The organism is Mangrovihabitans endophyticus (genome assembly GCF_014646155.1).
GTDB classification, from domain to species: Bacteria; Actinomycetota; Actinomycetes; order Mycobacteriales; family Micromonosporaceae; genus Actinoplanes; species Actinoplanes endophyticus.
Window position 1 is genome coordinate 1 of the sequence record NZ_BMMX01000034.1, and the last position, 14188, is coordinate 14188.

Genomic DNA, 14188 nt, shown 5'->3' on the forward strand with positions numbered 1-14188 from the left:
GTGCCGGCGGGTGCCGGCGGGTGCCGGCGGGTGCCGGCGGGTGCCGGCGGGTGCCGGCGGGTGCCGGCGGGTGCCGGTGGATGCCCGTGGATGCCCGTGGGGCACCGGCGGGTGGTCGCGAGTGAGGGCGGCGGAATTCCGCAACTTCCGGAACTATTGCCTCCCGTTCGATGCTCGATCGCTGAGTACTCCTGGCACATGTATTGATGTATGTCGAATAGACTAGCCGATGGCCAGGGAATACGTTGGCTCGATGGAGAACTCCGGGCGGCTTCGTTTCCATGATATTTCCGGAACTTGTTGACACGGAAGGCGACCTGGACGAGCATTATCGCCATCGACGGACCTCGAAGTCTGTCGATCCGGGCCGCCGCGGCGGCCCGGTTGCCGGTCGCTGACGTCCGCGGCGACCGGCCACATCTCCGCGCGTTGTCCGACATCGGCGCGGCGGCGGTGCTGTGCCACCGACAGCACCGCCGCCGGCCCGCACGACGCCGCCCGGCCAGGTGCCGGATCGCACCATGCGGCCCGGCCAGCGCGCCGGCACGCACGAGGAGGAAGACGCATGAAAGACGCTCCCGCTCACCCGAGAAGCCGACGCAGACTGCTCACCGGCGGCGCGTGTGCCCTCGCCATGGTCGCCGCCACGGTGATCCCCGCCGGCCCCGCGCAGGCGGCCATCACGACGAATCAGACCGGCACCAACAATGGATACTTCTATTCCTTCTGGACCGACAGCCCCGGCACCGTCTCCATGGACCTGGGGTCCGGCGGCAACTACAGCACCTCGTGGAGCAACACCGGGAACTTCGTGGCCGGCAAGGGCTGGAGCACCGGCGGGCGGCGCAGCGTGGGCTACTCGGGCAGCTTCAATCCCTCCGGCAACGCCTATCTGGCCCTGTACGGCTGGACGCGGAACCCGCTCGTGGAGTACTACGTCGTCGACAACTGGGGCACCTACCGGCCCACCGGGACATACAAGGGCACCGTCACCAGCGACGGTGGCACCTACGACATCTATCAGACGACCCGCTACAACGCCCCGTCCATCGAGGGCACCCGGACGTTCAACCAGTATTGGAGCGTCCGTCAGTCGAAGAAGACCGGCGGAACCATCACCACCGGCAACCACTTCGACGCGTGGGCACGCTACGGCATGAGTCTGGGCAGCTTCGACTACATGATCCTGGCCACCGAGGGATACCAGAGCAGCGGAAACTCCAACATCACCATTGGCGGCTCGACCGGCGGGGGCGGCGGTTCCGGCGGCAGCAGCGGCTGCACCGCGACGCTGTCCGCGGGTCAGCAGTGGAGCGACCGTTACAACCTCAGCGTCGCGGTCTCCGGCTCCAGCAACTGGACCGTGACGATGAACGTCCCGTCACCGGAGAAGATCATCGCCACCTGGAACACCGATGCCACCTGGCCCAGCTCGCAAGTGATGATCGCCAAGCCGAACGGGAACGGCAACACGTTCGGCGTCACCATCCAGACCAACGGCACGTGGACGTGGCCGACGGTCTCCTGCAGCGCGGGCTGACGTCCGCGTCGGCGCGGGAGCGGACCGCTCCGCGGGAGGAGTTCGTGCGGGGTCATCCGGAGTGGCGTGACGCGCTCTCGCGACGCAGGCCCGCACCGCCGAAGCGGTGCGGGCCTGCCGCGGTGTGCCGGTGTTTACGGGTTGGAGTATCCCAGTGCGTAGCTGCCGGAGCCGCGGTACGCGTTGACCACCCAGCGGTAGTAGCCATAGGTGCCGGAATAGCTGACCGACTCGTCGGCCGAGGTGGTGATGCCCTGCGCCACCGTGACCCAGCTACTACCGCTCCACTTCTGCAGGTACAGGTCGAAGTCGGCGCCGCTGGGGCCGTCCAGGCAGCCGCGGTGCGTGCCGGACGAGGACGAGTAGTAGTAGCTGCCGTTGGGCTGGACGGCGGAGCTGCCGCTGGATAGCGAACCGCTCACCGAGTACTCGTAGCCGCTGCATCCGGTCGGCGGCGGGGTGCCACCTCCGCCACCGCCGCCGCTGGTCACCAGCGTCCGGCCGTACGCGGAAAGGATCTCGTTGACCGGCTGGAAGTAGGTCGTGCCGCCGGAGGTGCAGTTGCCGGACCCGCCGGAGGTGACGCCCTGCGCCTGCTGGCCGCTGAGCCAGGAGCCACCCGAGTCACCCGGCTCGGCGCAGACGTTGGTCCGGGTCAACCCGGAGACGCTGCCCTGCGAGTAGTTGACCGTCTGGTTGTACGCCTGCACGGTGCCGCAGTGCCAACCGGTGGTGGAGCCGGACCGGCAGATCGACGAGCCGATGGCGGCCACTGTGGACCCGGCCACGGTCACGTTGCCGCCGGCGTAGTTGTTGACCCACGGCTGCGGTGTCCAGTTGGAGTTGACGGCCACCCAGGAATAGTCGTTGCCGGGGAATGAGGACGCCTGGAAGGTGCCCTGCGACACCTGGTTGTAGCCGCTTGTCGAGTTGCCCGCGTTGCCGCAGTGACCGGCGCTGACGAAGCCGCCGTTGACCGCGAAGCCGATGGAGCAGCGCGCGCCGCCGATGTAGTACGCGTCGCCGCCTCGCACGTCGTAGAGCACTCGCGGCTTCTCGGTGCTGGCGACCACGCGTACCGCGGAGGCGTCCACACCGCTGGCCTTGACGAAGGACTTCGCCGCTGCGTTGCCGCCGCGGGCCAGCACCACGACGGTGTTGGTCTTGGTGTCCACATACCACCCGGGCACCGTGTCCGGTGCCTTGCCGGCGGCCTTGTCCAGGCGGTCCTTAACGGCGTCGAGCTTGCCGGCGCTACGGGCCACCACCTTCGGTGTGGCTCCGGCGGCTCGCACTTCGGCGGCCTTGGCGGGATCGGTGACGGCCACCACGAACGACGTGGCGTCGGCCGTGAGCCAGGCTCCGGCGAAGGCCGAGCCGAGTGACTTGCGCAGCTTCAGCTCGGTGAGGCCGGCACTGTCGTCGCGGGCGATCCGCGCGCGGGCTTGTGCGGCGGTCAGGCCGAGGTCCCGTTGCATGGCGTCGAGCATGGCCGGGGAGGCGGCCTTGCCGGCCGGCGCCGACGGCGCGCTCGGGGGTTCGGCCGAGGCGGGTGCCGCGGCAAGTGTTGCGGCGATGCCGGCCGGCAGCAGGATCACTGCGGCGGCGCTGGCGAAGGTACGGTTCATCCGGTCACTCCTTCGGGGAGGGGGAGGAGGGCTTGCGGCCGGAAGCGTGGTGTCCGGTGTCGGCGGTAGCCGACCGTAAGGTCAACGTAACGTCCGACAATAGACGTGGGTATATATCACCTGACTCATATCGCCGTTCCGGTATCGCCGTTCCGGTCGCGCGGCTTCCGCCATTCCCTCCGGAATGGCAAACCATTTCCGACTCGGGTGATAAATCAGGAGGGTTCATGGCGAGACGCGCCTATCTGCACATCGGCGCACCAAAGGCGGGCAGCACCTATGCGCAGCACGTGCTCTGGAACAACCGGAACGCGCTGAAAGGCGCGGGAATTCTGCTGCCCGGTGACCGTTCCGCACACGATCAGGCCATGACGGACCTGCGTGAGGTGTCCTGGCGCGACCCACGCGCCACCTGGACCTGGGACCGGCTGGCGGCCAAGTCCCGCGAATGGCACGGGGACGTGATCATCAGCAACGAGGGGCTGGGCGGCGCCACCGCCGCACAGGCCGCCCGCGCGGTGGCGAGCCTGCGACCCGCCGAGGTGCACATCGTGGTGGCCGGACGCGACCTCTGGCGCACCCTCCCCTCGGTGTGGCAGCAGGGCATCCGTTCCCGGAACATCGGACGGTTCGAGGACTGGTTGCGGACCGTCGAGCGGGGGAAGTTCGAGACCCTCTGGGAGAACCACACGCCGAACCGGATGCTGCGCCGGTGGGGCGATCTGGTCTCCGCGGAGCAGCGGCATCTGGTCACGCTGCCGCCGCCCGGAGCGCCACACGATGTCTTCTGGCATCGCTTCGCCGGCGTCGTGGGCATCCCGGACGGACTGTGCGACCTCACCGCCCCGGCCGCGAACGCGTCGCTCGGAGCCGCCGAGATCGAGGTGCTCCGCCGCGTCAACCAGGCCCTGGGCGATCGCTACCCGCACCGCACGCCGTACCAGGAAGTGGTCAAGCGTCACCTCATCACGGCGGTGCTCCAGCGCGGCGGCAACACGGTGCGATTCGGCGTGGGCCTGGACCGCGCCGACTGGGTGGCCGAGCTGGCCGAACAGCAAATCAAGGATCTCCGGGACTACCCCTGCCACATCGCCGGAGACCTCGATGATCTCCGGCCGAGCGGCATGTCGTCGACGGTCGCTCCCGACGACCTGACCGACGCTCAGGTGCTGGAGGTGGCGATCGAGACGATCATCGGCCTGCTGGGCCAGGCCGACCGCCTCAGCCGCCGGACGGACGCTTCGGGCCTCGCACGGCTACGCGGCCGGGCCACCCGGAAGATCGGCGGCGCGTTGCGGCGCATCACCCGCGACCGGTAAGGCTCGGCCCGTCGGCGTTCGATCCGTCGAAGCCCCCGGGATGGTGAAGAAGAACGTCGTTCCGGCCCCGGCCTTCGACTCGCACCAGATGCGACCGCCGTGCCGCTCCACGATCCGACGGACGACCGCCAGGCCGATGCCGCTGCCGTCGTACTCGCCGTGGCTGTGCAGGCGGCGGAACATCATGAAGATCTGCTCGGCGAATTCCTGGTCGAAGCCGATGCCGTTGTCCGCCACGGAGAACTGCCATCCGTCGTCGGCCTCGACGGCCTCGATGCGGATCCGCGGTGGTGCGTCGCCGCGGAACTTGACCGCGTTCGAGATCAGATTCTGAAACAGTTGCCCGAGCTGGGTGGCGTCCGCGGTGACCGCGGGCAACTCGCCGACCTCCACCCGTGCACCCGCCTCGTCGATGTATTGGCGCAGGTCGCGCAGGACATTCCCGACGATCGCCGAGACGTCGGCCGGTTTCAGGTCCACATCGCGGGTACCCGCCCGCGAATAGACCAGCAGCCCCTTGATCAGTTGCCGCATCCGCAGCCCACCGTCGACGATGAACCCGATGTACCGGTCGGCCCGGTCATCGATCTGACCCTCATATCGCTGCGCCAGCAGCTCCGTGTAGCTGACCACCATGCGCAGCGGCTCCTGCAAGTCATGCGACGCGACGTACGCGAAGTCCCGCAACTCGCGATTCGACCGTTCCAGGTCCGCGTTCTTCGCCTCCAGCAGGCGCCTGGCCCGGACGCGGTCGCTGATGTCGACGATCGAGACCACGACCGACACCCCGGCGCGCAGCGTGACCGGGCTCAGACCCACCTCGACCGGAAACTCGCTCCCGTCCGCGCGTCGTGCCGCCAGGTCCCGGCCGGCGCCCATGGCACGCGTGCTCGGCTCCTCCAGGAACCGTTTGCGGCTCTCCGCATGCTCGGGGCGTACACCCTCCGGCACCAGCCGTTCCACGCCGAGCCTCACCAGTTCCTCGGCCGGATAACCGAACAGCTCCACGGCCGCGCGGTTGGCCGACTGGACCCGCCCGTCGGCGCCCACGATCAACAGTGCGGTGCCGGTCGCCTCGAACACCGACCGGAATCGCAACTCCTGTTCCCGCACGGGCGTCACGTCATGGGCGATCGTCGCCACGCCGGTCACCTCGCCGGTGGCGGAGCGGAGCGGACTGACCGTCAACTGGACGTCGACACGCCGGCCCGATCTGGTGAGGCGGACGGTGTCCCAACCGAGGATCCGCTCGCCCCGTCGCACCCGACGCAGCACATCGGCCGAGTCGTCTTGCTGGTCCGCCGGGACGAGCATGCTCATCTGCCGTTCCATCGCTTCGCTCTCGGTGTATCCATACAGGCGCTCGGCACCGGCGTTCCACGCGCGGATGTCACCGTCCAGCGTCTCGGTGGAAATGGCGTCCGGCGAGGACTCGACCACCACCCCGTACCGGAGCAGTCGCTCCTCCTGCTTGCTGAGCCGTTCGGTCAGCGCGGCGTTGGCCGCGGCAAGCGCGGCATTGGCCGCGGCGAGCTCGGCCTGCGCCCGCGCGCGCTCGGTGATGTCCTGAACCACGCCGAGCCAGGACTGTTGGTCGTGCATCGGCCGACCGGCGAGCACCACCACCCGCTCGGTGCCGTCCGGCCGCGTCAGGCGCACCTCCTCCGAGATGCCCGGGGGCGCGCTCCGGAGCCGATCGATGGTCTGGCGCAGGTCGGCGAGCGGGCCCCCCAAAGCGTCGTCGAGGTCCCGGTCGTGCAGCGTGCGCCGCGGGCTGCCCACCATCTCGTCGAAGGCCGGATTGGTGTAGTGGATTCGTGTGCCGCGCAGGTAGACGGTGCCGTTCGCCAGTACGTCGGCGAGGTCGACGTTCTCCCGGTCTGCGGTGGCCACCGCGGCAGCCGTGGTCCACACCTGAAACACCAGGACCGCGATGCCGAGGGCGGCGACCAACGATCCCAGCACCGCCGACCCCGGTCTCGACTGAATGGTCCCCCAGGTGATGGCGGTCGCCACTGGCACCGCGATCACCGTGGGCACCAGGCGTTGCAGAGTGGTACGGGCCCGCAGCGAGCCGTTGTCCAAGGCGGTCAGATGCCGACGCGCGTTGGCCATCTGCGCCGCGCCGAGCAGCGCGAGCGCCACTCCGGTGGGATAGGAGAGGCCGCCGGCACCGAGGGCCGCCGACGAGTACAGGGTGACCGAGTTAAGCCCCTGGCCGATGACGCCGAGCACCGCGATGACGCCGACGACAAGGCCCGTCAGCGCCGCGAGGCGACAGGTGCGGAGGCCACCGGAACAGCCGCCGATCTGTCCGACCGTGAGAATCGTGATGCCCAGCGTCGTCTGCACGGAGGGCCGCCCCGGATATCGGTCGCCGGTCGCCGCGACGGCCTCCGGCCACAGGCGTGACTCGAACCCCGGTTCCAGGGCAAAAAGGTGCTGGGCGAGGAGGACACCGGCAGCCAGGCCGACACACGTCGCCATGGCAAGCGTGAACGCCCGGGCCCCTCGCGAATTCCGCGTCATGCCCGCGCCGACGGCGGTGGCCAACCCGAGCAGGAGCAGGGCGGTCGCCGGCGTGGTCACGGCGTCGGCGCCACCGAATGTGTACAGCTCGGACTGCCCGGTGGCCCAGCCCAGCAAGCAGACAGCCGCCACGAGTCCCGCCGCGGCGCTCGCACCGATTCCGATGAATCGATACCGGAGCCTGTCTCCTTTCCGAGTTTCCCATTGCACGGTCATGCATTGGCCCTTTCGACGGATTCCCGCCCAGACGAGCCGATGCTTCCACCGAATCGAAGCCGCCGGAACTCTAAAGAATCGAAACCACCCGATCGGTGCCCAAGCCCCGCCCCACCCCACGCCCCCACACGCCCCCAGCCGCCCCCACCCCCATCCCCACGCCCCCCACGCCCCACCCACGCGCCCCGCCCCCACGCGCGCCGATCTTGAGCTTTGGGTGCCTGACTCACCCGTATATGACCGACCTATCCGACCACAAAGTCCAAGATCGGCGGGCTGTGGGCGGGACTCGGGATCGATCTTGGGGTTAGTGGTCCGACAAGTCGGAGATGGTGTGCCAGGCCGGGCACACCAAGTTCAAGATCGGCGGGCTATGGGCGGGAGCCCGACGGCCCCGGACGGCGAAAGTGGGGACGCCGTGGTTCATGGCTTGCGGGCCACACCCGTCCAGATGCTGATCCGGCTCAGGTCCACATCAGACTGTGTCGCATCGGGCCAGTCCGTGGTCATCACGATCCCCGGCTCCACCATGTCGAGCCCGTCGAAGAGCGCAGCGAACTCGTCGCGGTCGCGCGGCCAGATGTCGATCTTCCCGGAGTCGAGCATCCGCCGGTACATGGCCTTCTCATCATCCGGCATGACATCCATGGTCACGTGCGTGACGGCCAGGTAGCTGCCCGCCGGAAGCGCGTCCATCAGGGTCCGAACGAGCGGGCGCGCCCGGCCGTGGCCGGGGATGAAGTGCAGCACGGCGATGAGCATCAGCGCGACCGGCCGGGAGAGATCGAGCGTTTCGCGTAGCTGCTGGGCGGACAGGAGGGCCTCCGGGTCGCGCAGGTCCGCCTCCAGGTAGGCGGTGGCGCCCTCCGCGCTTCCGGCCAGCAGAGATTTCGCGTACGTCGTGATCAGTGGATCGTTGTCGACATAAACCACACGGCTGTCCAGCGCGATGCGCTGCGCCACCTCGTGCGTGTTGTCGGCGGTGGGCAGGCCGGTGCCGACGTCCAGGAATTGCCGGATTCCGGCGTCCGTGGCGAGGTACCGAACGATCCGGCGAAGCACATCGCGGTTGGCGAGGATGCCGGCGCGCATGCCGGGAAACGCCCGCTCGATGGCGTCGGCCGATTCTCGATCAGCGGCGAAATTGTCCGTGCCACCCAGCCAGTAGTTGTACCGCCGAGCCGGATGCGGCACCGACGTGTCGATCCCCGGCGGCCCCGCTTCTGCGGGCGGTCCTGAGGCGAGGCCGGTCACAACGTTGTCCATCGACGATGACTGATGCGCATAGGTGCAGCATAGGACCTCTGCGCGCCGGGCACTGACGGACTTATGGTCGGGCGACGGTCGCTCCCAACCGCGGGTAGACGCGGCGGGCGTTGTGCTCGTACACCTGCTCCCGCCGTGCGTCCGGGAGCTTCAGCGCGTCCACGTAACGCCGGGTGTCGTCGAAGTGGTAGCCGGTCTGCGGGTCGATGCCCCGCACCGCCCCCACCATCTCGGACCCGAACAGGATGTTGTCCGCGTCGATGACCTGGAAGAGCAGGTCGATGCCGGGCTGGTGATAGACGCACGTGTCGAAGAAGACGTTGCCCATCACCGACTCGGACAGCGGCGGGCGGCCCAGCATGTCGGCGAGCCCGCGGAACCGGCCCCAGTGGTACGGGACCGCCCCGCCGCCGTGCGGGATGACGAAACGCAGTCCGGGGAAGGTCTGGAACAGGTCCGATTGGAGCAACTGCATGAAGGCGGTGGTGTCGGCGTTGAGATAGTGCGAACCGGTGGCGTGGAAGTTCCGGTTCGTCACCGCGGACACGTGCACCATGGCCGGCACGTTCAGCTCGACCATCACCTCGTAGAGCGGGAACCAGTGCGGGTCGGTCAACGGCGGCGAGGTCCAGTGGCCGCCGCTGGGGTCGGGGTTGAGGTTGCAGCCGACGAAGCCGAGTTCCTCGACGCAGCGCCGCAGCTCGGGCAGGAGGCGGTCCACGGGAACGTCGGGCGCCTGCGGCAACTGGCACACGCCCGCGTACCGGTCCGGATAGAGCCGCACCACCCGGGCGATGAGGTTGTTGCAGGCGCGTGCCCAGGCCGCGCTGGTGGTCTCGTCGTCGCGGTGATGGGCCATGGCCGAGGCGCGCGGCGAGAAGATGGTCAGATCGATGCCGCGGGCGTCCATCATGCGCAACTGGTTGCCTTCGATCGACTCCCGGATCTCGTCGTCGGAGATGACCGGGTACGCGGCAGGCGTGCCCCCGGCGGAGAAGGTCTCCCGCCAGGCGTTGTGCGCGGCGGGTGCCGTCGTGTAATGGCCGTGGCAGTCGATGATCATGCGGATTTCTCCTGGTCCGATAGCTTTTCCCGGCCCCGCAGCGCGATGAGCAGGTCCCGGGCGGCGGTGGCCACCCGCGGCTCGATGCCCAACTCGTCCAACTGCGCGCCGGCCGCGGTCATCTCGTCGGCCCGGCGGCGGGCGTGCCGGTGCGTGCCGTCGATCAGCCGGTCGATGGTTCGCTCGTCGAAACCGGACAGTTCCGCGCTGATGTTGCCGCGCAGCCAGTCGGCACACCCCGCGACCTCGGCCGCGGCCATCGCCTCGACCACTGCGGCGGCGAGTCCCTTGTAGAAGACACTGCGCAGCAGTTTACGCGAAATCGCTTCACCTGCCGGGCCGGGTTGGACGGTCACCTCCGCGCCGAACCCGGACATGATCTTGGCGTATCGTTCGGCGCCCTCGCCGGAGACCAGCATCGGGGTGCGCAGGCCCCGGCCCGGCACCGGCGCCATCAACGCGACGTCGACCACCGGGACATCGTGGCCGGTGAGCAGGTCCGCCAGCGCACGCTTGAGGCCGGGCGACGCGGTGTTCAGGTCCGCCCAGATGGCTCCGCGTGCCAGCACCGGCAGCGCGTTCTCCAGCGCGGTTCGGGCGTCGTGCGAGCTGTTCACGCTCAGCACCAGGTCCGCGTCACGGACCGCGTCGGCGTCGTCGGAACGCGCCTCGACGCCGGCCGGCGGGCTGACCAGCGGGTCGAAGCCGCGCACGTCCGCGCCCGCCCGGACCAGGTCACGGGCGATCTCCCCGCCGGCTTCACCCAGGCCGAGCATCGCGATCCTCACGGCACCACCGGGGTGCCGTGGGTGTGGAACGTCTCGATGGTTTTCAGCCCCCACGCTTGCCCCTTGGCACGCTCCTCACGGGTCCAACTAATCGTCTTCCAGTCCGGCGCCAGGATCAGCCGGGCGCCCGCGTTGCACAGTTCGATGCGGTTGCCGCCGGGCTCCCACACATAGAGGAAGAAGGTCTGCTGAATGGAATGCTTGTGCGGACCGGTCTCGATGTGCACCCCGGCGTCCAAGCAGACATCCGCCGCGCGGAGGATCTCCTCGCGCGTGTCGGTGGCGAAGGCGATGTGATGCAGCCGGCCCGAGGTGCCGGTCCAGTCCTCGGTGTAGACCAGGTCGTACGTCTTGTTGCCGACGCTGTACCAGATCGCCTGCGGGCTCCCGTCGTCCTTCACGATCTGCTCGGTGCAGCGAGCCCCGAGGGTGTCGCGCAGGAACGCCGAGGTGGTCGGGACGTCGGCGGTCAGGTAGTTGACGTGATCCAGGCGCCGCAGGTTGGCGCCCCGGCCGGGATAGGCCGCCGCCTGGTTCTTCAGCGCCGGACGGTCGGTGTCGTCCGGCGCATACCACGCGACGTCCCAATACACCCCCATCTCGTGACCGTCCGGGTCGGTGAACAGGTGCACCTCGCCGAGGTTGTGCACGTCGGTGACCACCTTGGTGCCACCGACCGCTTCGGCCAGCCGCCGCATCGCCTCCGGGCTGGCCGCCCGCAGGTAGGTGCGCCCGATGCCGGCCGCGTCACGCTGAATGAGCCGGACCGTCCACGACTGGTAGTCGTCCCAGGTGTGCAGGTAGACGGACGTGTCGTCGCGGTGCACCTCGCGCAGGCCCATCTGGGCGACGAAGAAGTCCCGGGACTTCTCCAGCACGGGCGTGTAGAGCTCGATCGGCCCGACGTGGGCGATCTCCCTGCGGCGGTCGGGGTCATGTGCGGGGTTCATCCGGTGGCCTTTCCACTGCGCGGCCAAACCAGGCCGTCGGACAACTTGCGGGCGGTGCGAACGACGGCGCTGCGGCGCAGCCGGGTGGTCGCGCCGGCACCGTCCAGGTCGACCTCCACATCGAACGACCCGGTCGGGTGCTCGATGCGTACCGGACCTTGTTCTCCCGGCTCGGACCGATCGGCGACGCTTCCGGCGGTACGCACGCCGACCGCGACGGAGACCGCGCCCAGCACGCCGATGGCTTCATGCACGCGGTGCGGAATGAAGGTGCGGGTGGCGATCGTGCCGCCTTGCCGGGGCGCCGACACGAGGGAGATCTTCGGGACGGTCTTGTCCGTCACGTCGCCGAGGCCCATCGCGGGGCCCGCCTCCCGGCGCATCGCCTCCACAGTGGACCTGAGGGCATCGTCGCCTTCCAGGGTCGCGGGCGACTCGACGCCGTCGATCTGCAGGTCGGCGGCCCGGACCAGCAGCACCGGCATGCCGGCGTCGACGCAGGTCGCCTCGACGCCGGCGAACCGGTCGACGAGCCGCCCGGTGGGGAAGACCGGCGCCTCGCCGCCCGGGAAGGCGAGGTGGATCGGCGCTGCCGGAAACGGCGTACCGGCCATCACGGTGTCCCCGTCGTAGCGCACCCGGCCTCCCGGCGTCTGCACCCGGGCCTGCGCGAAGCCGATTGTCGGGTTCATGATGCGGATGCGGACGTCGGTGATGTCCCCGGCGACGGCGACCAGACCGCGCTCGATCGCGAACGGCCCGACGCCGGCGAGCAGGTTGCCGCAGGTCTGCGCGTCGGTGACGGTGGCACGGTCGGGAACCACCTGCAGGAACAGATAGTCGACGTCGGCGTTCGGGTCGGCGGACCGCGTCACCACGGCGACCTTGCTGGTCAGCGGGTGGCCGCCGCCGATGCCGTCGATCTCGCGCGGGTCCGGCGAGCCCATGATGCGCAGCAGCAGATCGTTGCGCTCAACCTCCTCGACGGGCAGGTCAGCGCCGAGGAAGTAGGCGCCCTTCGAGCTGCCGCCACGCATCTGCATGCAGCGAACCCCGTCAGACCCGCCCCCGGCCCCGCTCACGAGCCCTCCGGGAGGCGATCGACGTACTGCACGCCCAACTCGGCGAGCAGCGGGCGGAGGTTGTACATGTCCACGCCGAGCGTGCCGTCCGCCAACTGGCGGCGCTTCTCCTTCTCGTTCTCGACGCGCTTGGCCGCCGCCTCGGCCACCCGGCCGCCGCTCGCCGCGGGGAGCACCAGGACGCCGTCGTCGTCGGCCACCACGATGTCGCCGGGCCGGACGATCTGACCGTCCGCCACCACCGGGATGTTCACCGAACCGGGGCTGGCCTTGACGGTGCCCTGTGCGTGCACCGCACGCGACCACACCGGGAAGCTCATCTCGCGCAGCTCCGCCGTGTCGCGCACGCCCGCGTCGATCACCAGGCCGACCACTCCCCGCGCGGCCAGCGAGGTGGCCAGCAGCTCGCCGAACATGCCGTCGGTGGACGGCGAGGTCGTGGTCACGACCAGCACGTCTCCGGGGCGGCACACCTCCACCGCGGCGTGGATCATCAGGTTGTCCCCGGGGTGGCAGGACACGGTGATCGCCGAGCCGGCGATCGCGGAGCCGGTCTGTCGCGCCTGGATGCGCGGACCCAGCAGGCCGATCCGGCCAGCCGCCTCGTGCGCGGTGGCAACGCCGGCGGTGCGCAGGGCCGCAATGATTTCCGGATCGGCGCGGTCCACCGACCGCACGACGAAGTGGGATGCCATGTCAGACATGTGTACGCCAGATCAATATTGCGGTCAAGATTGCCTTCACAATTGTTGACAATATCTGTAACATTCGCCGCGTCGGCTCCTCAAGCGCCCTCCCGGCGCTCGCGTCCTCAGGAGGACCCATGTCGCGAAACTCCTCGTCCGCCGGCCTGACACGACGTTCCATCCTCGCCGCCGCCACCGCGACCACCCTGCTGGTCAGCGCATGCGGGTCGGACGGATCGGGCGGCCAATCGGCGGACGGCACCACCACGATCAAGGTCGGCGTGATCCCCATCGTCGACGTCGCACCCATATATCTCGGCATCAAACAAGGCTTCTTCTCCGATGAGGGCCTGGACGTCAAGCTGGAGACCGCCCAGGGCGGCGCCGCCATCGTTCCGGGCGTCGTCAGCGGGCAATACCAGTTCGGCTTCAGCAACACCACCTCGCTGCTGCTGGCCGGGTCGAAGGGGCTGGCCCTGAAGGGCGTCGCCGCCGGAGTCGCCTCCACCGGCGAGGACGGCAAGGACTTCGGCGCGGTCATCGTCACGAAGGACAGCCCGATCAAAACCGCCGCCGACCTGGTGGGCAAGCGGGTCGCGGTGAACACGCTGAAGAACATCAACACCACCACGATCAACAAGGTGGTCCGGGACGCGGGCGGCGACCCCTCCACCATCAACTACGTCGAGCTGCCGTTCCCGGACATCGTGTCGGCGGTGGACAACGGGGACGTGGACGCCGGCCAGGTGGTCGAGCCGTTCCTGACCATCGGCACCGGCCAGGGGGACCGCCAGGTGGTGTCCAACTACGCCGGCACCTCCCCGAACCTCACCGTCGGGATGTACTTCACCTCCCAGCAGTACGCCTCGCAGCACGCCGACCAGGTCAAGGGATTCACCACGGCGATGAACAAGTCTCTGGAGTACGCGGGCGCGCACCCGGACGACGCACGGGCGATCCTGTCCACGTACACGAAGATCGATCCGGACATTCAGAAGGACCTCGTCCTGCCGAAGTGGCCCTCCTCGGTGGATCGCGACTCGGTGCAGTTGCTGGCCCAGCTCGCCCAGCAGGACGGCCTGATCACCAAGCAGCCGGATCTCGGCGCGCTGCTCCCCTGA

At 69.2% G+C, this 14188-nt stretch carries 11 protein-coding genes; 3 read left to right on the forward strand and 8 right to left on the reverse strand.

The features are described 5' to 3' along the window. Positions 1-565 precede the first annotated feature (565 nt). Positions 566-1540, forward strand: coding sequence for an endo-1,4-beta-xylanase XynA (gene xynA, locus IEY73_RS25530; RefSeq protein WP_189081861.1), 975 nt, complete (start codon positions 566-568; stop codon positions 1538-1540). Positions 1541-1674: 134 nt separating this feature from the next. Here xynA and IEY73_RS25535 read toward each other — a convergent pair whose 3' ends face one another. Further along, the gene (locus IEY73_RS25535) at positions 1675-3168 is read right to left on the reverse strand and encodes a S1 family peptidase (protein WP_229716150.1); all 1494 of its coding nucleotides are present in this window, start codon (positions 3166-3168) and stop codon (positions 1675-1677) included. A gap of 227 nt (positions 3169-3395) precedes the next feature. Here IEY73_RS25535 and IEY73_RS25540 point away from each other — a divergent pair, with 227 nt between their 5' ends. Next, positions 3396-4487, forward strand: a complete 1092-nt coding sequence (locus tag IEY73_RS25540; protein WP_189081862.1) for a hypothetical protein — start codon at positions 3396-3398, stop codon at positions 4485-4487. Here IEY73_RS25540 and IEY73_RS25545 read toward each other — a convergent pair. From IEY73_RS25545 to IEY73_RS25575, 7 genes are all read right to left on the reverse strand, one after another. After that, complete coding sequence (locus tag IEY73_RS25545; RefSeq protein ID WP_189081863.1) at positions 4425-7148, reverse strand: PAS domain S-box protein; 2724 nt, start codon at positions 7146-7148, stop codon at positions 4425-4427. The genes IEY73_RS25540 and IEY73_RS25545 overlap by 63 nt on opposite strands. 507 nt (positions 7149-7655) lie before the next feature. Beyond that, the gene (locus IEY73_RS25550; RefSeq protein WP_189081864.1) at positions 7656-8498 is read right to left on the reverse strand and encodes an SAM-dependent methyltransferase; all 843 of its coding nucleotides are present in this window, start codon (positions 8496-8498) and stop codon (positions 7656-7658) included. Positions 8499-8559: 61 nt separating this feature from the next. Beyond that, complete coding sequence (locus tag IEY73_RS25555; RefSeq protein WP_189081865.1) at positions 8560-9561, reverse strand: amidohydrolase family protein; 1002 nt, start codon at positions 9559-9561, stop codon at positions 8560-8562. Next, the gene (locus IEY73_RS25560; protein WP_229716151.1) at positions 9558-10349 is read right to left on the reverse strand and encodes an NAD(P)-dependent oxidoreductase; all 792 of its coding nucleotides are present in this window, start codon (positions 10347-10349) and stop codon (positions 9558-9560) included. The genes IEY73_RS25555 and IEY73_RS25560 overlap by 4 nt, the downstream gene beginning before the upstream one ends. Further along, positions 10346-11299, reverse strand: coding sequence for a VOC family protein (locus IEY73_RS25565; RefSeq protein ID WP_189081866.1), 954 nt, complete (start codon positions 11297-11299; stop codon positions 10346-10348). The genes IEY73_RS25560 and IEY73_RS25565 overlap by 4 nt, the downstream gene beginning before the upstream one ends. Beyond that, the gene (locus IEY73_RS25570) at positions 11296-12342 is read right to left on the reverse strand and encodes a 4-oxalomesaconate tautomerase (RefSeq protein WP_189081867.1); all 1047 of its coding nucleotides are present in this window, start codon (positions 12340-12342) and stop codon (positions 11296-11298) included. The genes IEY73_RS25565 and IEY73_RS25570 overlap by 4 nt, the downstream gene beginning before the upstream one ends. A 35-nt stretch (positions 12343-12377) precedes the next feature. After that, positions 12378-13076 (reverse strand): 4-carboxy-4-hydroxy-2-oxoadipate aldolase/oxaloacetate decarboxylase, encoded by a 699-nt coding sequence (locus tag IEY73_RS25575; protein WP_229716152.1) that lies wholly within the window; start codon positions 13074-13076, stop codon positions 12378-12380. 128 nt (positions 13077-13204) lie between these two features. On the opposite strand from IEY73_RS25575, the gene IEY73_RS25580 reads away from it, so the two are divergent. Next, complete coding sequence (locus IEY73_RS25580; RefSeq protein ID WP_189081869.1) at positions 13205-14188, forward strand: ABC transporter substrate-binding protein; 984 nt, start codon at positions 13205-13207, stop codon at positions 14186-14188.

What these genes read in the sequence shown, in the direction of transcription:
- IEY73_RS25540 (WP_189081862.1), top strand. Translation starts at nt 3,396, where the DNA reads ATGGCGAGACGCGCCTATCTGCACATCGGCGCACCAAAGGCGGGCAGC.
- IEY73_RS25575 (WP_229716152.1), bottom strand. Translation starts at nt 13,076, where the DNA reads ATGGCATCCCACTTCGTCGTGCGGTCGGTGGACCGCGCCGATCCGGAA.
- IEY73_RS25555 (WP_189081865.1), bottom strand. Translation starts at nt 9,561, where the DNA reads ATGATCATCGACTGCCACGGCCATTACACGACGGCACCCGCCGCGCAC.
- IEY73_RS25550 (WP_189081864.1), bottom strand. Translation starts at nt 8,498, where the DNA reads ATGGACAACGTTGTGACCGGCCTCGCCTCAGGACCGCCCGCAGAAGCG.
- IEY73_RS25565 (WP_189081866.1), bottom strand. Translation starts at nt 11,299, where the DNA reads ATGAACCCCGCACATGACCCCGACCGCCGCAGGGAGATCGCCCACGTC.
- xynA (WP_189081861.1), top strand. Translation starts at nt 566, where the DNA reads ATGAAAGACGCTCCCGCTCACCCGAGAAGCCGACGCAGACTGCTCACC.
- IEY73_RS25580 (WP_189081869.1), top strand. Translation starts at nt 13,205, where the DNA reads ATGTCGCGAAACTCCTCGTCCGCCGGCCTGACACGACGTTCCATCCTC.
- IEY73_RS25535 (WP_229716150.1), bottom strand. Translation starts at nt 3,168, where the DNA reads ATGAACCGTACCTTCGCCAGCGCCGCCGCAGTGATCCTGCTGCCGGCC.
- IEY73_RS25570 (WP_189081867.1), bottom strand. Translation starts at nt 12,342, where the DNA reads ATGCAGATGCGTGGCGGCAGCTCGAAGGGCGCCTACTTCCTCGGCGCT.